The sequence below is a fragment of the Paeniglutamicibacter sp. ORCA_105 genome (assembly GCF_045798545.1).
GTDB classification, from domain to species: domain Bacteria; phylum Actinomycetota; class Actinomycetes; order Actinomycetales; family Micrococcaceae; genus Paeniglutamicibacter; species Paeniglutamicibacter sulfureus.
Map to the genome: position 1 here is coordinate 1 of NZ_JBIXLM010000040.1, position 19,581 is coordinate 19,581.

19 protein-coding genes are annotated in these 19,581 nt (G+C 66.9%); 14 read left to right on the top strand and 5 right to left on the bottom strand.

Annotated elements, in window-relative coordinates:
- Positions 1-410, bottom strand: a 410-nt coding sequence (locus ACIPUB_RS16490) for a dihydrofolate reductase family protein (RefSeq protein ID WP_407608364.1), incomplete at its 3' end; no start/stop codon positions are given.
- The gene (gene folP / locus ACIPUB_RS16495) at positions 410-1,390 is read right to left on the bottom strand and encodes a dihydropteroate synthase (RefSeq protein WP_310288232.1); all 981 of its coding nucleotides are present in this window, start codon (positions 1,388-1,390) and stop codon (positions 410-412) included. The genes folP and ACIPUB_RS16490, both read right to left, overlap by 1 nt.
- A gap of 134 nt (positions 1,391-1,524) precedes the next feature.
- Here folP and ACIPUB_RS16500 point away from each other — a divergent pair, with 134 nt between their 5' ends.
- The 3 genes from ACIPUB_RS16500 to mnmA all read left to right on the top strand — a co-directional run bounded on the left by ACIPUB_RS16500 (position 1,525) and on the right by mnmA (position 4,895).
- Complete coding sequence (locus tag ACIPUB_RS16500; protein WP_310288230.1) at positions 1,525-2,436, top strand: hypothetical protein; 912 nt, start codon at positions 1,525-1,527, stop codon at positions 2,434-2,436.
- Positions 2,437-2,571: 135 nt separating this feature from the next.
- Entirely contained in the window at positions 2,572-3,762 is a 1,191-nt protein-coding gene (locus ACIPUB_RS16505; protein ID WP_407608386.1) for a cysteine desulfurase family protein, read from the top strand.
- Positions 3,759-4,895: a tRNA 2-thiouridine(34) synthase MnmA gene (gene mnmA, locus ACIPUB_RS16510; protein ID WP_407608365.1), complete on the top strand. Its 1,137-nt coding sequence runs from the start codon at positions 3,759-3,761 to the stop codon at positions 4,893-4,895. The genes ACIPUB_RS16505 and mnmA overlap by 4 nt, the downstream gene beginning before the upstream one ends.
- A gap of 401 nt (positions 4,896-5,296) precedes the next feature.
- On the opposite strand, the gene ACIPUB_RS16515 is transcribed toward mnmA, so the two are convergent.
- Positions 5,297-5,851 carry a GNAT family N-acetyltransferase gene (locus ACIPUB_RS16515; RefSeq protein ID WP_407608366.1) on the bottom strand — a complete coding sequence of 185 codons (555 nt, stop codon included), beginning with the start codon at positions 5,849-5,851 and terminating at the stop codon, positions 5,297-5,299.
- Between the two features lie 431 nt (positions 5,852-6,282).
- Between ACIPUB_RS16515 and ACIPUB_RS16520 the strand changes: the two genes are divergently transcribed.
- The 4 genes from ACIPUB_RS16520 (at position 6,283) to ACIPUB_RS16535 (ending at position 9,503) form a co-directional block, all read left to right on the top strand.
- Positions 6,283-7,389 (top strand): hypothetical protein, encoded by a 1,107-nt coding sequence (locus ACIPUB_RS16520; protein ID WP_407608367.1) that lies wholly within the window; start codon positions 6,283-6,285, stop codon positions 7,387-7,389.
- A gap of 147 nt (positions 7,390-7,536) precedes the next feature.
- The gene (locus ACIPUB_RS16525) at positions 7,537-8,025 is read left to right on the top strand and encodes a GNAT family N-acetyltransferase (protein WP_407608368.1); all 489 of its coding nucleotides are present in this window, start codon (positions 7,537-7,539) and stop codon (positions 8,023-8,025) included.
- Between the two features lie 282 nt (positions 8,026-8,307).
- A complete protein-coding gene (locus tag ACIPUB_RS16530; protein WP_407608369.1) occupies positions 8,308-8,688 on the top strand; it encodes a VOC family protein in 381 nt (126 codons plus the stop codon).
- A gap of 194 nt (positions 8,689-8,882) precedes the next feature.
- Complete coding sequence (locus ACIPUB_RS16535; protein ID WP_407608370.1) at positions 8,883-9,503, top strand: dihydrofolate reductase family protein; 621 nt, start codon at positions 8,883-8,885, stop codon at positions 9,501-9,503.
- Between the two features lie 231 nt (positions 9,504-9,734).
- Here ACIPUB_RS16535 and ACIPUB_RS16540 read toward each other — a convergent pair whose 3' ends face one another.
- Positions 9,735-10,100, bottom strand: a complete 366-nt coding sequence (locus tag ACIPUB_RS16540; protein ID WP_407608371.1) for a hypothetical protein — start codon at positions 10,098-10,100, stop codon at positions 9,735-9,737.
- Between the two features lie 224 nt (positions 10,101-10,324).
- On the opposite strand from ACIPUB_RS16540, the gene ACIPUB_RS16545 reads away from it, so the two are divergent.
- From ACIPUB_RS16545 to ACIPUB_RS16570, 6 genes are all read left to right on the top strand, one after another.
- Positions 10,325-11,962, top strand: a complete 1,638-nt coding sequence (locus ACIPUB_RS16545; protein ID WP_310288208.1) for an ABC transporter substrate-binding protein — start codon at positions 10,325-10,327, stop codon at positions 11,960-11,962.
- Between the two features lie 132 nt (positions 11,963-12,094).
- A complete protein-coding gene (locus tag ACIPUB_RS16550) occupies positions 12,095-13,180 on the top strand; it encodes an ABC transporter permease (RefSeq protein WP_407608387.1) in 1,086 nt (361 codons plus the stop codon).
- A gap of 2 nt (positions 13,181-13,182) precedes the next feature.
- Positions 13,183-14,157 carry an ABC transporter permease gene (locus ACIPUB_RS16555; protein ID WP_407608372.1) on the top strand — a complete coding sequence of 325 codons (975 nt, stop codon included), beginning with the start codon at positions 13,183-13,185 and terminating at the stop codon, positions 14,155-14,157.
- Positions 14,154-15,836, top strand: a complete 1,683-nt coding sequence (locus ACIPUB_RS16560) for a dipeptide ABC transporter ATP-binding protein (RefSeq protein WP_407608373.1) — start codon at positions 14,154-14,156, stop codon at positions 15,834-15,836. Before ACIPUB_RS16555 ends, ACIPUB_RS16560 begins: the two co-directional genes overlap by 4 nt.
- A gap of 207 nt (positions 15,837-16,043) precedes the next feature.
- Positions 16,044-16,436 (top strand): chorismate mutase, encoded by a 393-nt coding sequence (locus tag ACIPUB_RS16565; RefSeq protein WP_310288200.1) that lies wholly within the window; start codon positions 16,044-16,046, stop codon positions 16,434-16,436.
- A gap of 21 nt (positions 16,437-16,457) precedes the next feature.
- Positions 16,458-17,513 carry a hypothetical protein gene (locus ACIPUB_RS16570; protein ID WP_407608374.1) on the top strand — a complete coding sequence of 352 codons (1,056 nt, stop codon included), beginning with the start codon at positions 16,458-16,460 and terminating at the stop codon, positions 17,511-17,513.
- On the opposite strand, the gene ACIPUB_RS16575 is transcribed toward ACIPUB_RS16570, so the two are convergent.
- The gene (locus tag ACIPUB_RS16575) at positions 17,510-18,682 is read right to left on the bottom strand and encodes a glycerophosphoryl diester phosphodiesterase membrane domain-containing protein (RefSeq protein ID WP_310288195.1); all 1,173 of its coding nucleotides are present in this window, start codon (positions 18,680-18,682) and stop codon (positions 17,510-17,512) included. The genes ACIPUB_RS16570 and ACIPUB_RS16575 overlap by 4 nt on opposite strands.
- Before the next feature lie 219 nt (positions 18,683-18,901).
- Between ACIPUB_RS16575 and mtrA the strand changes: the two genes are divergently transcribed.
- The gene (gene mtrA, locus ACIPUB_RS16580) at positions 18,902-19,579 is read left to right on the top strand and encodes an MtrAB system response regulator MtrA (protein ID WP_264270707.1); all 678 of its coding nucleotides are present in this window, start codon (positions 18,902-18,904) and stop codon (positions 19,577-19,579) included.
- The last annotated feature ends 2 nt before the right edge of the window (positions 19,580-19,581 follow it).

Sequence of the window (19,581 nt, forward strand, 5' to 3'; positions counted from 1 at the left end):
GCGCCCGAGGTGAGGACCAGGATCTTGCCGGGGTTCGTGGTGAACAGTTCGCTCCCGGGATCCAGGTCCAGGTGCCCGGAGACCACCGCCAGCAACGGGCGCTCGGGCATGCCGCGCGCCAGGCGCCAGGCGCGCGAGGGGGCATCGAGCAACTCGCCGTCGTAGCCCTCGGCCCGCACCGTCCCCGCACCCACCAAAATGACATCGGCCACCCGGCGCAACAGCATGAACACGCGCTTGTCGGCATCCGTGCCCAGGTCACCGGAAAGGCCGCCGAGCGTTGCCGCACCGTCGATCGAGGAGATGAAGTTGAAGCGGACGAAGGGGTCCCCTGAGCCCGGCGGCGCGTAGGACTCGAGCAGGGCTGTGTCGTCGAGGTCCGGGGCGGGGTCGGGGAGCAGGCGCCGCATCAGGAACCTTCCCGGGCGGTTCTGCGGACGGAGAGGTCATCATGGACCGGGGAACCGGACGGGGCACCGGGGTGCGCCGGGGGATTGACCTCGCCCATGTTGTGCACCAGGTACGCCGGCTCGCGCCATCCCATGGCCGCCTCGAGCATCCGGATGGTGGAGACCGATTCGGGGATGTTGTGCATGCGGATGATCCGTGCCCCGTTCATGATGCACATGCTGGCCGCCGCCATCGAGCCGGCGGTGCGTTCGGACTTGGGTACATCCAGGGTTTCGCCGATGAAGTCCTTGTTGGAGACGGCAGCCAGGCTCGGGTAGCCCAGTGCGGCGATGGCCTCGAACCCGGCGGTGATGGCCAGGGTGTGGAGCGTGTTCTTGTTCAGGTCGTGGCCGGGATCCACGATGATCTTCTCCTCGGCGATCCCCAGGGAGAGTGCGAAGTCGACCTTCCGGCGCAGGTACCCCGTGACCTCAGCGACCACGTCGTCATAGGTGGGGCGCGGGTAGATGGTGCGAGGTGCGGCGAGCGAATGGGTGATGACCAGGTGCGCCCCGGCCTCGGCCACGGCGCGCCCGAGCTGCGGGTCGCTCAGGCCGGTGGTGTCGTTGATGACGTCGGCTCCCGCGGCCATGGCGGCGGAAGCGACCTCGGGCAGGAACGTGTCGGCTGAGATGATCACGTCGCTTTGCGCCCGAACCGCCCGGATGACGGGGACGATCCGCTGGGCCTCTTCCTGCCAGGACAGCGCGGGTCCGGGCGAGAAGGGCACCCCGCCGATGTCGATCCAGTCGGCCCCGGCGTCCACCGCCTCCAGCGCCGCGTCCACCGCGGAGCCCAGGGCGAAGGTGGCCCCGGAATCGTAGAAGCTGTCGGGCGTGCGGTTGATGATCGCCATCAACGCGACCCGCGCGCTGAAATCAATGCTGCGGTGCGCGAAGCGGTGGACCGGGTGGCGAAGTGCGGGTAGGTACATGCTCATGCGGGCTCCTAGCAACGATCTGTTAGACCATTCTTACCAGTTTTAGAAGCTTTGGGGAGGATGAAGCCCAGTGCAGGTCTCCAAGGGCGGACGGCACGGCGCACCGCGGGCGCGGGCTTGGGTACCCTGTATGAATGACTTTGAACTTCGTCGCCCCCGATGCCGGCGCATGGATAGTGCAGGCCCTGCAGGAACAAGGCCGGGACGCAGACACCGCAAACCTGGTCGCGGGCCAGGTGCCCCGCGGCTTTGCCGCCTACGCACGGATCTTCCACCCGGCCATGGGGACCGACGGGCAGCCCGTGCGCTGGGATGCGATCGCCAAGCGGCGCGGCAGCACCATGCACGCCCTGGCGCAATTCGCCGCACTCTCCGGGATCGGCGAGGACGGGGTGCCACTGGCAGAGGACTCCTGGGAGGGGGAAGCCCCGGGCTGGGACGGGCTGGGTGCCGCCGAGCTGCGCGCCATCGCCCCGCTGCTGGCGGCGCACACCGCGACCCCTGGCGAAATCCACCTGGCGCTCTGGAACGGGCTGGCGTTCATCCACGGCGGCGACCAGGTCGAGGTAGTGATCGAGAACGACCCCGCCCTCACCGAGGAAGAAAACGCCAGGCGCGCCGAGGAACTTGCCGCCCGTGCCAAGGCACCGGCATTTTCCGAAGAGGTCAGGAACGCGCCGACCTTGCAGATCGGTTCCGGCTACCGCTCCTTCTACGTTTTCCGCGGCGATGCGGAGGACCTGGCCAGCCCGCTGTGGGCACGGACCTCCCTGGGCGAACAGCGCCAGTCGCCCAACCTGGCCTGGCCCCAAGACCGCGCCTGGCTGATGTCCACCGAGCTCTACGAGGATTCCACCATCGTCGGCGGCAGCCGCGGGCTCATCGACGCCCTGCTGGGCTGCGCCGGCATCGAGGCCTGGGAAGTCGACGCCGACTCCCGGCTCGATGCGGCCGGAGACACCCGCAACGAGCTGCCGGCGGCGGATGACGAACCCTTCGATCCGGAGGAGCTGGCGGGGGAGTACTTCCAGGGGGAAGGCAACTAGCCCCCCCTGTGGGCGCTTGGGAGGGGGATGCGGGGGCGTTGTGAGGAATCACTCCGCCCCGGAGACCCGCAACAGGGCTAGAATTGTTCGGTGTCCACGAGCCCCATTTACCTAGACCACGCAGCCACGACACCCATGTCCGGCCCAGCGCTCGCCGCCATGACCCATGAGCTGGCGCAGACCGGCAACCCCTCCTCGCTGCACGGCGCCGGCCGCCGCGCCCACCGCGTCACCGAAGAAGCCCGCGAGCAGCTGGCCGCCGCGGCCGGGGCCCACCCCTCGGAAGTCATCTTCACCTCCGGCGGCACCGAATCGGACAACCTCGCCCTCAAGGGCCTGTACTGGAACCGGAACGCCGCCGACCCGGCACGCAAGCGCGTCCTCTGCTCCGTGATCGAGCACCACGCGGTGCTTGACACCGTGGAATGGCTTCAGGCCCACGAGGGGGCGGACGTCACCTGGCTGAACGTGGACACCGACGGGGTCATCGACCTCAACGCGCTGGAATGCGAAATCGCGAAGAACCCCCACGACATTGCCCTCATCACCATCATGTGGGCCAACAACGAGGTCGGCAGCGTCCAGCCAGTGGCGAAGGTGGTTGCGCTCGCCGACCCCCACGGCATCCCGGTGCACTCGGACGCGGTCCAGGCCTTCACCTCGGTGCCGACCTGCTTCGCCGACTCCGGGCTGGCCACGATGGCGGTCTCCGGGCACAAGATCGGCGGGCCGGTGGGAATCGGCGCACTCTTCGTGCGACGCGACGTGGTGCTCACTCCCGTGCAGCACGGCGGCGGGCACGAACGCGCACTGCGCTCGGGTACGCTGAACGCCGCCGCCACGGCCGGGTTCGCCGCCGCAGCCACGCAGGCCGCAGCCAACCTGGAGGCCGAGGCAGAGCGCCTGGCCACGCTGCGCGACACACTCATCGACGGGGTGTCCAGGCTGGTTCCCGAGGCCGTGTTCAACGGCACCGCGGATCCCGGACACGCGGGCACCCGCTTGCCGGGCAACGCGCACTTCACCTTCCCGGGCTGCGAGGGAGACTCGCTGCTTTTCGTGCTGGACATGCTCGGGATCCATTCCTCCACCGGCTCCGCCTGCACCGCCGGGGTGCCGCGCCCCTCCCACGTGCTCTTGGCCATGGGGCGGGACGAAGCGACGGCACGTGGCGCACAACGCTTCACCCTCGGGCATACAACGAGCGCCTCCGACGTTGAGAAATTGGTGGCGGCATTGCCCGAGGCCTATGCACGGGCCAAAAAGGCCGGCATGGCCGCACAAGTCAGCAGCATTCAAACGGCAGGGACAGGGTTCACACGATGAAGGTTTTGGCAGCAATGAGCGGCGGGGTCGACTCCGCGGTCGCGGCGGCACGCGCCGTCGAGGCCGGCCACGAGGTCGTCGGCGTGCACCTGGCACTTTCCCGCATGCCCGGGACCCTGCGCACCGGTAGCCGCGGCTGCTGCACCGTCGAGGACTCCAACGACGCCTGGCGGGCGTGCGACAAGCTCGGCATCCCCTACTACGTCTGGGACTTCTCCGAGCGCTTCAAGGAAGACGTGGTCGACGACTTCATCGCCGAGTACGAGGCAGGACGCACCCCCAACCCCTGCATGCGCTGCAACGAGCGCATCAAGTTCGCCGCGCTGCTGGAAAAGGCCATCGCGCTGGGCTTCGACGCGGTCTGCACCGGGCACTACGCCAAGGTGATCCGGGATGGGGAAGGCAACCCGGAGCTGCACCGCGCCGCCGACTGGGCCAAGGACCAGTCCTACGTGCTGGGCGTGCTCACCCACGAGCAGCTGGAGCACTGCATCTTCCCGCTGGCCGAGACCCCCTCCAAGGCCGAGGTCCGCGCCGAGGCCGAGGCCCGCGGGCTCTCGGTGGCGAACAAGCCCGACAGCCACGACATCTGTTTCATCCCCGATGGGGACACCCGCGGTTGGCTCGCCGAGCGCATCGACATGACCAAGGGCGAGATCGTGGACCAGGAGGGCAAGGCCCTGGGCGAGCACGAGGGCGCCCACGCCTTCACCGTCGGCCAGCGCAAGGGCCTGAAGCTCGGCACGCCGGCGGCCGATGGCAAGCCGCGCTTCGTGCTGGAGATCCGCCCGAAGGAAAACAAGGTCATCGTTGGCCCCGAGGCCCTGCTGGCCGTCGACGAGCTGCGTGGCATCAGGATCTCCTGGGCCGGGCTGCCCATCGCCGACGCCGAGGCCGGCATCGAGTTCGACTGCATGGTGCAGGTGCGTGCGCACGGCGACCCCGTCGATGCCCGCGCCCGCGTCGAGCCGCAGGACGACGGGTCCAACGTCCTGGTCGCCACGCTCATCGAGCCGATGCGCGGGGTCGCCCCTGGCCAGACCATGGTGATCTACCAGGGCACCCGCGTGCTGGGCCAGGCCACCATCGATTCGGCCCGCTCCACCGCATGGGACCCGTCCCTGGTGTCCTGAGCCACCCCTACCGCAGTGCCGGCAAGGCCTCGCCCGTTGGATCGTCCCAACCGGTGGGGCCTTCCGCGTGCCCGGCCAGTGGACGTGGCCCATGGGTCAGACCCTGTTGGAAAACCCCGTCGAAGGATCCCCGTTTTGTTCGCCGGGGCCACGGAACTTGCAACGCCTGATGCGCCGGTGACGGACGGGGGCTGCGTCCATGGCATCGCGACAGCCGTGCCGGCGTTGCGGAGGCCATCGGGATCCGCTGCCGGCGGTTCCCGATGGCCACGGTGATCACGGTTTTGGGCACGCCGGCGGTGTGGCCCGTGTCAGTCCCGATTCTCGGAGAAGGCTCAGAGCCGAACCACGTGTTGCCGTCCGTGCTGAAGAGTTGATCGCTGTGGAAACCCTCTCTCAGCCTACGAACAGCGTGGGTCGTGGGACGTGTATTCTTCCTGGCCCGGTCCAAGCCGTCCGGCGTGATCGAGTTCGAGGAGATAGCTGGTTCCCGGTTGACCGCTGAGGCTCGCCGGATCCGCTGGGCCTGTGGCCAGGAATCCTGCTTTGGCCAAAACCTTCTGGGAGGCCGGATTCTCGGTGGCGGCAGCCGCCCTGAGCGCGCGTACTCCGTGTAATGACGCCGCCAACCGGCAGACCTCACGAACGGCAGCCGTCGCTACTCCGCGGCCGGCCGCGCGTTGGGCAACCCGATAGCCGAGTTCTGCGGCGCCGTCCTCATCAAAGACAAGGTTGAAGCGTCCCAGGACCTGGCCCGCCTCGTCGATGAGCAGGTAGAACGCGCCGACTCCGTCGTCTTGCTGTTCCAGCAATGCCTCATGTCGTTGGGCGAACTTTTCGAAGTATTCATCGCCCCTGTCAGGAATCGAAGCAGCGAAATAGGAACGGTTAGCCAGCTCGAACTCCAAGACTGCAGGCGCATGTTCGGCTCGCAAGAGCTGCAATTTGGGCACCATGCAAGCCTACTCCGCGTTGCAATCGGCGCGCGGCCGCGCTTTCGGAACCGGGCGGGAACCCGACCCAGCTGATGGGAGTGGCGGCGTTGGCCGGCGGCCTCGTTCCCCTGGTGATTTCGTTGTCCGTCGCCATCGAGATCCCTTGTCCCATCCCTCCAGCTCACCAAGGTGCCCGGACGTGCGCCAGAGATTTCGCGAGCACTTTCCACATGAGGCACGGACCCCATTTCGCGAGCATTTGTCATGGCTCTCGCCGTTCCCTTGGACAGAAATGGGCAACCTGCTAGCCTTGGCCCCATGCGTATCTCACTGCGATTTATCAGCCCCCGACCGGTTGCCGGTCGCGAGGGCCATGAGGCGCGCGCCTAGGTCCTGGCGGCGGAGCGGATCGGGGGACTATCCACCGATCCAAACCCACCCAAGGACTTCCCATGACTACTTATCTTTCCGCAGATGAACTCCACGACGCTCTAACGCTGCGTGACCTCTCCAATCCCGAGCATGGCCCACACGCCATGCAAGAGCTGCTGGGCCAGGTCACCACGGCTCTCACGCGTCGTTGGGGCGTGGTGGCCAAGACGGTGCGAAACAGCCCACTGGTCTCGGTCACAGACAACTACGACAACCTGGGCTTCTCCGCGTCGACCGTGACCCGCGACCAACGGTATTCGCGATACGTGAGCCCCACGGTGATGCTCCGGAGCCACACCTCGGCATCGGTCCCTGGGTTGCTCAGGAATCTGCCGCGAACCGGCGGGTTGGACGAACTGGTCGTCATGCCCGGGTTGGTGTATCGACGGGACGCCATCGACCGGACACACGTCGGCGCACCCCACCAGGTGGACCTCTGGCGGATTTGTCCATCCCCGGCTCTGGGGCCGGTCGACCTTGAATCGATGATCGCCGTTCTGGTCGAGGCGGTCTTGCCCGGTGCCCGATGGCGCACGGTGCCTGCCGTCCATCCCTACACGACCAACGGGCTGCAAGTGGATGTCCTGGTTGGCAGCGCATGGTTGGAACTCGCCGAGTGCGGCATGTTGGCGCCGCACCTCTTCGCCGAGGCCGGACTCGACCCGGAACAGTGGTCGGGCCTCGCCCTGGGCATGGGCCTGGACCGGGCCCTGATGCTGCGCAAGGGCATTCCCGACATTCGACTCCTGCGTGCCCGCGACCAACGCATCGGATCCCAGATGCTCGATCTACCGGTCTCGCTTCTTCCCCCGATTCGGCGCGACATCTCGATCGTCGTCCCCACATCCTTCGACGAGGAGATCCTGGGCGACGAAGTCCGCCAAGCGCTCGGGGAGCGCATGGACGACCTTGAATCGGTCGGGCTTCTTGGACTGACCGACTGCGAGGACCTGCCTGCGGCGGCACGGGACAGGCTGCAGATCGAACCCGGGCAGGCGAACGCACTGATTCGCATTACGCTCCGGCCGATCGAAAGCACCCTCACCGCGCGGGAAGCCAATCTCATGCGCGACGATATTTACAGGGCACTGCACCAGGGCCGTGTCGTGGAACTCATCGCAGGCTAGACGGGCATGGTCGCGGTCGGCACCAACTAGCCGGCCGACCGCGACCAACAGCCAAGTCACAGGATGCCGGAGCCCGCCAGGCGATTCAGCACCATCCCGGGCCCTTGATAGGTTGGCCAAGTCCCCGCCAACTGCGAAAGAGACTCAATGCAGCAACCTCCGCCCATTACCCTGCAGCCATTTCAAGAGTCCGATGCGGAATTTTTCGCGGGCATGGCCTCCGACGAGCGGGTGACCCGCTTCGTTGGGGACGGACGGCCATGGGATCAGCAAACCATCAATGACCGTGTTCGCGCAGCCCTTCAGGAGGACGCCCTCGATCTCGCGGGAGCATCGCGCTGGTTCCTGGCCAAGGAGGCAGACGAACCTGTCGGCATCGTGGTTTCCACTCGGAAGGACGAGGGCATTGAGATCGGATACTGGGTGTCACCCGAGCACTGGGGTCGCGGCATTGCCGGGGCCATGGTCGATGGCGCGCTGACCACGATTCCCGAGGTGTACAAATCCCGGGAACTCTTTGCCCGCGTGGACCCGGCCAACACCGTTTCCGCCAAGCTGCTCACCCGACGCGGCTTCCAACTTGAGGTCAACCAATGTGGGCTTGACCGCTACACCCTCGTACCGGTCAATTCGTAGACAGCCAGGCCGGCGGAACTACTGCCAGGTTCCATGCTTCCGCATCGCAAACCGTCCGATAGGGGTCCCCAAACCGTGACCACCTGTGACCCGTGGAACGAAAGCGGATAACTGTCGACCCGGTTCGCGGTGGTCCGATGCCACGAGTCATGAACGGGGTGGTGAGCCTGCGATGCCGCGGGTGAATCGTTCACGTGGTGCATGCAGGACGCTCTTGATCCGAAGTGAAATCGTGAATTGGTGGACCTGTCCATGGCCCACGTCCTGGTCTACTGTGATCCCATGTCCAGTCGTATAGCTGCCGTTGCCATCGATGCGATCAGGCCATGGGTAGTGGCCGATTTCTGGTGCGCCGTCTTGGACTGGCACATTGTCGAAGAGGACAACGACGGAATCAGCATCGCGCCAAAAGACGAAACCTGGCCTTCCATCGATGTTTTTGCGGTGCCCGAGGGAAAGACCGTGAAGAACCGGCTGCATTTCGACCTGCGGGCGGATGGTGTGTCCACGGCCGAGGAGCTGGAGCGCCTGCTCGCCCTTGGCGCGAAGCGGACGGACGTGGGCCAGGGAGCGGATGTCAGCTGGGTCGTCTTGGGCGATCCCGAGGGAAATGAGTTCTGCCTGCTGTCGCGGTCCGTGCAGGACGTCAAGAACCAACACTGAGACACACCCTGCCCTGAAGGGCGGATCATTGGTCCGCAGCAACTCATTGGCCTTGGGCCATGTGAATGGCAAAGTCGCAGCGCCCCCGAAGAAGACCAGTAGGGCCTGGCTGTTGTCGATTCGAGGCCCCGGTCGGATACTGGCTGCAGGGGAGGTCCGGTGGACACCATGCGACTGATCAGGGGAACGGCATCATGGGCGAGCTACACGTCAATATGAACATCACGCTTGACGGCGTGATCCAGGCCAATGGCGGCCCAAACGAACAAGACGGGGACTTCGAGTACGCCGGATGGGAACGTCCATTCTGGGATCAGGAGTCATCCGACAAGCTGATAGAGGACGTGCAGGCATCCGACGCGCTGCTGCTGGGCCGGACAACCTACGACATCTTCCGCGGCTACTGGCCGAGCGCGACCGACGAGATCGGAAGCGTCTTCAACCGCGTGCCCAAGTACGTTGCATCACGCGGCAAACCGGAATTGACCTGGGCCACCACCACTCAGGTCGCCGATGCCGCACAGGAGGTTCGCGACCTGCGGCAAAGGCACCGGCAGATCCACACCTGGGGAAGCGCGAACCTCCTGCAGACCCTGTTTCGCGAAGGCCTGGTTGACCGGGTGAACCTGTGGGTCTGCCCGGTGGTGATCGGGGAGGGAAAGCGGCTCTTTCCGGCAGGCACGGCACCGACCCGCTTCGAAGTGGTCGAGCCTCCGAGGTCCTTCAAAAGCGGTGTGATGCTGGTCCGCTACCGGCGGCTCGAGGGACCTCCGGAAACGGTAAACGCCGCCACGGCCATCGACAGCGAGCAATAACCCAGCGTTGTTCCCATCCGGTCTCGACCGATTGTTTCGGTTGCCCCTTCGGACCGGCAGCCGTTGGGCCAGAGGCCCTGCGCACTTGTTCCCGGTTCCCACGGCTCGGGGGAGCGCACTCGACGGCACGTTCTCACACTCCGCGTGGCGCATCCCACACGCAAACGTCCCGTCTTCCGTCCCCGCGGGAGGCGGGACGGAAGACGGGACGTTTGATTGCAAAAGCTGCGGCTAGGCCTTGGCCTCGTCGACGATTCCGTACATGCGCGGGGTGATGTCCGGGTATTCCAGGCGCGTCTTGCCAGCTTCGAGCCGCGGGAGCTGGGCCGGGCCGTGCTCGGCGCAGTGCACGAAATCGAATTCCGGCCACCACTTCTTGGGTCGCTCGGTCTCGGCGAAACCGCAAACGGCGCAGGTCAGGTGAACCCACACGGGGCGCTTGCCGGTGCGGTTGGCGTGCGACTGGATGAGCCAAGCCGGGGGATTGGCGTTCATTTCGGCGAATGCGGCCTCGCTCAGGCGCGGCGGGATGCCGTGGCGCTTGGCCATTTCCATGGGGATATCCAACGCAATCGCAGCGTCTCTTCGTGTCATCATCGTGCTTAACCCTAGGCCACTTCGCCGGGACCCGGGTACGGACAAGGTTGCGGCAGGGCCGGATGAACGTGCCCAGGGGACCAACGCGGACCGCCTAGTTACATTTTCATTTCGATACGACTGAGGGCGACAGTTGATGGCATTTAGTGACGATGATCACCTAGGCTGTATGAAGCATGTGTTTTCTATCACCTCGCATGCTCGCTGACAGAAAAGGAATGCTCATGGCCCGCAAGAAAAACGGACTGCGACTCGCCGCAGCCGTTATCGGCATCTCCGCCCTGGCCCTGACCGGTTGCACCGGTCCGGCCGAAACACCCAGCACCGGCACCGGCGGCGAAACCGCCCCTGCCAGCGGCCCAATCACCGTGGGAACCACGGACAAGGTCACCTCGCTCGACCCGGCAGGCTCGTACGACAACGGTTCGTTCATGGTCATGAACCAGGTCTTCCCGTTCCTGCTCAACTCGGTGCCCGGCTCGGCGGACCCGGTGAACGACATTGCCGAATCGGCCGAGTTCACCACGCCAACCGAGTACACCGTGAAGCTCAAAGCCGACCTGAAGTGGGCCAACGGCACTGCCCTCGACTCGAAGGACGTCAAGCATTCCTTTGACCGCCAGCTGAAGATCGCCGATCCCAACGGACCGTCTTCGCTGCTTGGCAACTTGGACAGCGTCGCGGCACCGGATGCCACCACCGTCGTGTTCACGCTCAAGAGCGGGAACGACCAGACCTTCCCGCAGGTGCTCACCAGCCCCGTCGGCCCCATCGTCGACGACGAGGCCTTCCCCGCCGACAAGGTCGCCTCCGACGAGGACATTGTCGCCGCGAAGTCCTTTGCCGGTCCGTACACGATCGAAAGCTACGCCAAGAACTCGCTGGTTTCCTTCAAGCCCTATGAAGGCTACAACGGCCTGCTGGAAGCCCCGGCGAACAGCGCTGCCAACATCAAGTACTACGCGGACTCCAACAACCTGAAGCTCGACGTGCAGCAGGGCAACATCGACGTCGCCTGGCGCGCACTTTCGCCCACCGACGTGGAGGACCTGGGCAAGGACTCCAAGGTCAAGGTCCTCACCGGCCCGGGCGGCGAGCTGCGCTACATCGTCTTCAACTTCGACATCATGCCGTTCGGTGCCAAGACCGACGACGCCGATCCGGCCAAGGCACTGGCCGTTCGCCAGGCGGCGGCCAACCTGGTTGACCGCGAGGCGATTGCCACCGGTGTCTACAAGGGCACCTACCTGCCGGCATACTCCTTCGTGCCGCAGGGCTTCACCGGGGCCATCGAACCGCTCAAGGACATGTACGGGGAAGACGGGAAGCCGTCGCTGGACAAGGCCAAGGCGGTCCTCGAGGCGGCAGGGGTCACTACACCGGTCGACCTCAAGCTCCAGTACAACCCCGACCACTACGGCCCCAGCTCGGGCGATGAGTATGCCCTGGTCAAGAGCCAGCTGGAAAAGGGCGGCCTGTTCAAGGTCGACCTGCAGTCCACCGAATGGGTGACCTACCAGAAGTCGCGCGTCACCGACTACCCGTCCTACCAGCTCGGTTGGTACCCGGACTACTCGGATGCCGACAACTACCTGAGCCCGTTCTTCGCCAAGAACAACTTCCTGGGCAACGCCTATGACAACAAGGAAGTGGACACGCTGATCAGCGAACAGCGTGTGGAAACCGACGCTGCCAAGCGCACCGCCTTGATCGAGGAAATCCAGACCAAGGTCGCCGGCGACCTTTCCACCATCCCGCTGTTGCAGGGTGCCCAGGTTGCCGTCGCGGGAGCCAACGTCTCAGGAGTCGAGAAGACCCTCGACCCGTCGTTCAAGTTCCGCATGGGTGTCATCTCCAAGTAGCCACCCCACCCCGGCGGGTTCCGCCGACACCCCGGCCCCGGTTCCCCCTCGTTGGAGGGGAGCCGGGGCGGGCCATGTCAGGCCCGCCTCCCACAGCCCCAACCTAGCTAGGACGCACCATCCATGGCCATCATGACCGACCTCGCCGAAGCCGAGTCGCCACCACCGACACCGGCAGCAACGGCAACCAAGGCAGGGGGCAGCTTTGTACGCTACCTCGTCACACGCTTCCTGCTGATTTTCCCCACCATCTTCATCCTGGTGACACTCGTGTTCTTCCTGATGCGCGTCACCGGAGACCCCATCACCGCCGCCCTCGGCGGCCGCCTGACCCCCGACCAACTGGCCGAGCGCATCGCCGCCGCGGGCTACGACCGCCCGGTCCTGGTCCAGTACTTCGAGTACCTCGGACAGGTGTTCACCGGCAACTTCGGCCGGACCCTCACCGACAACCGCGCGGTGACCGAGGTGCTGGCCACCTATGGCGCCGCGACCGCCGAGCTGGCCTTCAACTCGCTGGTCGTCGCCCTGCTGATCGGCATTCCCTTCGGACTGCTCTCGGCCAAGCTGCGCGACCGCTGGCCCGACGCGATCCTGCGCGTCTTCGCGATCCTTTGCTACGCCACCCCGGTGTTCTTTGCCGGGCTGCTGCTCAAGCTCATCTTCGGCGTCTGGCTGGGCTGGCTGCCCATTGCCGGCCGGGCCGGCATCAATGCCGAACTTGCCCTGACATCGCTGCAGAACCCCAGTGGCATCTTCCTGCTTGACGCGCTGCGCTCCGGGAACATGGCCGCGGCATCCGACGTCATCGAGCACGCGATCCTGCCGGCGGTCGCCCTGGGACTGCTCACCGCCGGGGTGTTCCTGCGCCTGGTGCGCACCAACGTCATCGGCACCCTGGGCCGCGAATACGTGGAGGCCGGCCGCTCGCGCGGGGTCTCCGAATACCGACTGCTCACCAAGCACGCCTACCGCCCCGCCCTGATCCCGATCATCACGGTCATGGGCCTGCAGATCGCGCTGCTGCTCGGCGGTGCGGTGCTCACCGAGACCACCTTCGAATGGAAGGGCCTGGGTTTCCAGCTGGCCGAATACCTCACGGCCCGCGATTTCGTGGCCGTGCAGGGCATCGTGGTCCTGCTGGCGGTCATCGTCGCGCTCACCAACTTCATCGTGGACATCATCGCCGCGCTCATCGACCCCCGAGTGAGGTTCTAGCCATGGCCACCACAACCCCCACGGCCCTCGGGGCCAGGAAGCCGCTGTGGACGCGGCTGCCGATCATCTCCCACTACCGGATGAGCGCCGGGCTGCAGCGCGGCATGCTCGTGGCCGGCCTGGTCCTGACCGCACTCTTCCTGCTGGCGGCGATCTTCGCCCCGGTGCTGGCGCCCTACGGGTACGCCCAGGCCTCCGATTCCGAGGGAAACTTCCCCACGCAGGCCGCCCCCGGCGGCAGGTTCCTCTGGGGCACCACGGTGGGCGGGTTCGACGTCTTCTCCCGCACCCTCTGGGGTGCCCAGACCGCGGTCGCGGTGATCGTGGTCGCCGTGGTCTTCTCCATCTTCCTCGGCGTGATCCTGGGACTGCTCTCCGGGTACATCGGAGGCTGGCTGGACCGGGTGCTGGTGGTGCTGGCCGACGCCATCTACGCCTTCCCCTCGCTGCTGCTGGCCATCGTGATGTCCATTGTGATTTCCCAGGGCCAGTCGAGCCTGTGGGGCGGGATCATGGCCGCGGCGATCTCCATCACCGTGGTCTTCATCCCGCAGTACTTCCGCGTCATCCGTGCCGAAACCGTGCGGCTGAAGGCAGAGCCCTTCGTCGAATCCGCCAAGGTCGTCGGTGCCTCCAACGTGCGCATCATGGCCAAGCACATCTTCCGCAACGCCACCCGCACGCTGCCGCTGATCTTCACGCTCAACGCCTCCGAGGCGCTGCTGACCCTGGCGGGCCTGGGATTCCTGGGCTTTGGCATCGAACCGACCAAGGCCGCCGAATGGGGCTTTGACCTGAACCGTGCACTCTCGGATGCCACCAGCGGCATCTGGTGGACCGGAGTCTTCCCGGGCGCCGCCATCGTGCTCACGGTGCTCGGGCTGACCCTGGTGGGCGAATCCATGAATGACCTGGCGGACCCGCGCCTGCGGATGCGCCGAAAAGCAAAGCGTCGCGGCGGAAAGGCCACAGCATGAATGCGCACCGCAAGGACGTGATTGGCCGTGCCGACGGCACGGTCCTGGAAATCAGGGATCTCGAGGTCACCTTCACCACCGACGCCGGGGAGGTCCCGGCCGTGCGCGGGGTCGGCTTCGAGGTTGCCGCCGGGAAGGTCGTGGCGGTGGTCGGCGAATCCGGCTCCGGCAAGTCGGTGACGGCCCGCACCATCCTGGGGCTGCTCGCCGAGACGGCGGTGGCCCGAGGGGCCGTGGTGCTCAAGGGCAACAACATGCTCACCCTGGGTGCCCGCGAATTGCGCGCGGTGCGCGGGGACGAGGTCTCCATGGTGTTCCAGGAACCCTCCACGGCGCTGAACCCGGTGTACACCGTGGGCTGGCAAATCGCCGAGGGCATCCGCGCCCACGGCAAGGTCGGACGCAAGGAGGCCAAGGCCCGCGCGATCGAGGTGCTGCGCAAGGTCGGCATCCCGGAGCCGGAGAAGCGGGTCAACTACTACCCGCACCAGTTCTCCGGCGGGCAGAAGCAGCGCGTCATCATCGCCGCGGCCCTGGCCCTGAACCCGGCGCTGATCGTCGCGGACGAACCGACCACGGCGCTGGATGTCACGGTGCAGGCCGAGATCCTGGAGCTGCTGCGCGAGGTGCGCGACGACTTCAACACCGGGATCGTGCTGATCACCCATAACATGGGGGTGGTGGCCGACCTGGCAGACCGGGTGGTGGTGATGTACCAGGGCAAGATCGTCGAGAGTGCGCCGAGCGCCGAGCTCTTCGCCGCGCCCCGGGAGGAATACACCAAGGCGCTGCTGGCGGCGGTGCCGCACCTGGGCAGGAACTCGGCATCGGCCGGGATGACCTCCCGCTCCGGCCAGGACAAGGAGGTGCTGGTTCAGGCCACCAACCTTTCCATCGTCTATCCCGGGCGCCTGGGAACGCCCTCGTTCACGGCCGTTGACGACGTTTCCCTGCAGATCTGCGCGGGGGAGGTCTACGGGCTGGTTGGCGAGTCCGGCTCCGGGAAGACCACCATCGGCCGGGCCATCGCCGGGCTGAACAAGGTCAGTTCCGGTTCGCTGAAGGTCTTCGGCTACGAGATGCTCGACTTCAAGGAGCGCACCTTCAAGAAGCTGCGCCAGGACATCGGGTTTGTGTTCCAGGACCCGGCGGCCAGCTTCAACCCGCAGCTGAGCATCGGCGAATGCGTGGCCGAACCGCTGCTGGTACACAAGGCTCTCGATGCCCGGGCCGCCCGCAAGCGGGTCGACGAGCTGCTCGAGGCGGTGCAGCTGCCGGCCGCGTTCGCCGCACGCTTCCCGCACGAACTCTCCGGCGGACAGCGCCAGCGTGCCTCGCTGGCGCGGGCGCTGGCCCTTGACCCGAAGCTGCTGGTCGCCGACGAGCCGACCAGTGCGCTGGATGTCTCGGTGCAGGCCAAGGTGCTGGAATTGTTCAAGGAGCTGCAGGCCGAGCTGGGCTTCGCGGCCCTGTTCATCTCCCACGACCTGGCGGTGGTCGACATGCTCTCGACCTGGGTGGGGGTGCTGTACCGCGGAAAGCTCGTGGAGGAAGGCATCGGGAACCAGGTCATGGGCGACCCGCAGCATCCCTACACCCGCAGGCTCATTGCCTCGCTGCCGGTGCCGGACCCCGTGGAGCAGGCGGTGCGACGCGAGGCGTTCCTCAACGCCGTCTGAGGATCGGCGCGTCTGGCGCGCCGGAGGGGGGGAGCGCGGTCCACCGAGGTGGATGGCGCTCCCCCCTCCGTCCGTCGCCGCCAGGCAATCATCAGCCGCTGTGGGGGAGAGGCGCGGGGGCACCGCCCCTGTCAGCCCATGGCTGATTGGCTCCCGGGCCGCGCGTCACGGTTGGGCGCAATGAAGAGGCAACCCTAGACTTGAACCATGAGCCAACAGAAGAACCCGCAGGCCGCGGACGACGCGGAATCCGGCGCCTACGACCCCACTGCCAGCTCCCTGGCCGACACCGTCCCGGATGAGGTCATGGCGGAGTTGCTGTCGATCCGCAGCAGCATCGACAACTTCGACGCCACGCTGGTCTACCTGCTGGCCGAACGCTTCAAGGCCACCCAGCGCGTGGGCCACCTCAAGGCCGTGCACGCGCTGCCGCCGAGTGACCCGGGACGGGAAAAAGCACAGATCGAGCGCCTGCGCAGCCTGGCCCACGAGGCGCACCTGGACCCGGAATTCGCCGAGAAGTTCATGAACTTCATCATTTCCGAGGTCATCAGGCACCACAACAACATTTCCGCCACACACGCCGAGTCCGGAAACTAGCCGATGCCCCCGATGGACCCCATGCACGAGGAACTTTCCACCGAACCGGCAGAACGCCAGGTGCAGGCCAGCGCGCACGGACCCATGCCCGGAACCGACCCGCTGGAAGCGGTGCTGATGGTCCGCGGCGAGATCGGGGAACCGAACCTGCCGCACCTGCAGCAGCTCCCTGCCCGCGGCGTCGGCTCTGACAACATCGGCCGCGGCGCGCAATTGCTCGAGGACCTCGCGGTGGACCTGCAGCCCTACGGCTGGCGCCTGGCCGATGCCCCCGGGATTGACGCCAGGCGCGCCGCCTCGGCGCTGCGAACTGACCTGAACGTTCTGTCGGATGCCATCGGCGCCGAGGAAAAACCCGGCACCGAGCTGAAGATCCAGTTCCCCGGCCCCGCCACGTTGGCCGCGAACCTGTACCTGCGACACGGCGAACGTGCCGTGTCCGACCACGGGGCGCGCCGCGACCTGGCCCAGTCCCTGGCGCTGGGAGCGGTCCGCCACCTGCAGATCCTGTCCCGCACCACCGGCGCGCAACAGGTCACGGTGTACATCGATGAGCCCGACGCCGGCGCGGTGCTCAACGGGACGCTGCCCACCGCCAGCGGCTACCGCACGCTGCGCTCGGTTCCGGCCAGCGAGATCCGCGGCTGGTGGAGTGAACTCACCGACGGGCTGCACCAGGCGGGAGCCGCCGCCGTGGTCATCGGCGCCGATGCCGAGCCCGGCACCTGGACGACGCTGGCCACCACAGCGCTGGAGTCCGGCGCCGACGGGCTGGGTGCCAACGCGGCATCGCTCACCGTCCCGGGTTGGGAGCTGCTGGCGGCAGCTGTGGAATCCGGTAGCAGGCTCTGGCTGGGGTGCCTGGAGCCGGGGTCCCAACCGCCCGGCGTCGTGGATGCCGTCAACGCGATCCGGCGCCCTTGGCGTCAGCTCGGCCTGCCGGACTCGGCCTTGGGCGCACTGGTGCTGAGCCCCACCGCGGGACTGGCCGATCTCTCCCCGTCCGGGGCCACCGCTGTGCTGGGGCGCCTGGCCGGCTATGCGGAAGCGCTGAACCAGGTCCGCGTCGACGCCTAGCCTCGGGGTTCAGCCGCGCCCCGGGCGCCGTAGCCGGGAATGGGATGGTTCCGGGGATCCTGCGCCTCGGCCGCCAGCACCAAGTCCAGGCGTTCGCGGCGGATCCGCAGGTCCACCTGCAGCATGGTGAGCATGAGCTGGGTCAGCACCATGCCCACAGCCCCGACCAGGGCATTGACAACGATGGCCATGGACAGCACCGCATCGGTCGTGGCAGCGGAGCCAAATAGCTGGCCGCCGACCACGGCCGCAAGCTGCGAGAGCACTCCGCCAAGGATGCCGAGCACCACCGCCACCACCAGCAGGATCCCCATGATCCGCCACCAGGACCCGTGGGTCAGCGACCACGAGGACCGCACGGCCCGACGGATCCCCGGCGGCCGGGTCACCAGCAGCGTGGGCACCAGGCAGATCCGGATGGCGATCCAGAGGGCCAACGGCGCCAGCACCAGGAGCATGCCCAGCAGTCCGAGCGCCGCCACCGCAAGGCCAACCGAGCGGGCCAGCAGCAGCGCAACCGCCACCGGAACCGCGACGACGACCATGGCCGCGGCACCGAGCAGCACATGCCACCCGGCGATGCGCAGCATCCCGCCGCGTGCCAGGGCCAGCCCCTGCCCCCATCCGGTGGGCATCCCCAGCACCGCGCGCATTCCCGCGACGGCGGCCGGTCCCACGACCAGCACATTGGCCAGCAATTGCAGCGTCAGCACGGCAACCGCGGTGCCCGCGTAGACCGGCCAGGGGTGCGGAAAGGCCTCGGCCCAGGACACGGAGCCGGCAGTATCCGGGTCCAGGGTGCGCTCGAGGACGGCCAGCGGGACATCGAGCCGCTGCACCAGCAACAACGCGACCAGCGCGGGCAACAGCTGGGCGAGCACTGCATTGGCCACGGTGGCCAGCGGGGCGCGGCGGACCACCGCGAAGGTGGCATCCAGCAGGTCGGCGAAGCCCAGGGGCCGCAATTCCACCACACCTGGCCTGGGTGCCGGCCACTGGCCGGAGGGTCCGGCCGGACCATGCGGCTGCCGGGCAGGCCGTTGGTCCCGGCCCGCCGGCCCGCCATCGCCCGCCGGCTCGTTCCATCCGGGAGGGGGCTGGCCCCAGCCGCCCTCGGAGCCCGCGGGGTCGCCGGGACCGGGCACCGGCGAATCGCCGTCTGTATTCATCGCTTCCCGCTCTCATCGCGTTCCCGCATGTGGTGCAAGGATTCGGAACCAGGCGCCGGACCCTTGGGTTTGCTCCAGTCTAGCGCCGGGTCCGGGAGGGTGAATGGTGAGGTGGATTGCCGTTTCCGCGCCGATTTGCCCGGCATGCTCATGTAGTCTTGAGGTATCCGGGCGCATGCTTTTCGCGGCGTCCAGCGCAAGGCTACGGAAGGGCAGATTATGAAGGCACGCATCCTGGTTGTCGACGACGACGAGGCGCTGGCCGAAATGATCGGCATCGTGTTGCAGAACGACGGTTTCGAGGCCGTGTTCTGCTACGACGGTGCCAAGGCATTGGGTGTTTTCCGCGAGGTCAAGCCCGATCTGGTGCTGCTTGACCTGATGCTTCCCGGGTTGGACGGCATCGAGGTCTGCAAGCTGATTCGCGCCGAGGACGACGTGCCCATCGTGATGCTGACCGCCAAGTCGGACACGGCCGACGTGGTCCGCGGCCTGGAATCCGGTGCCGACGACTACGTCCCCAAGCCCTTCAAGCCGGCCGAACTCGTCGCCCGCGTGCGCGCACGGCTGCGCCCCGGCGAACAACATGCCCCCGAGACCCTGAAGATCGGCGACCTGAGCATCGACGTCGCCGGACACCGCGTCACCCGCGCGGGGGATCCCATCGGCCTGACACCGCTGGAGTTCGACCTGCTGGTCGCCCTGGCCCGCAAGCCGTGGCAGGTGTTCACCCGCGAGCAGCTGCTTGAACAGGTATGGGGCTACCGCCACGCCGCGGACACCCGCCTGGTCAACGTGCATGTGCAGCGCCTGCGCTCGAAGGTCGAGCTCGACCCCGAAAACCCGGGCGTCGTGCTGACCGTTCGCGGCGTGGGATACAAGGCGGGACAGGCCTGAGC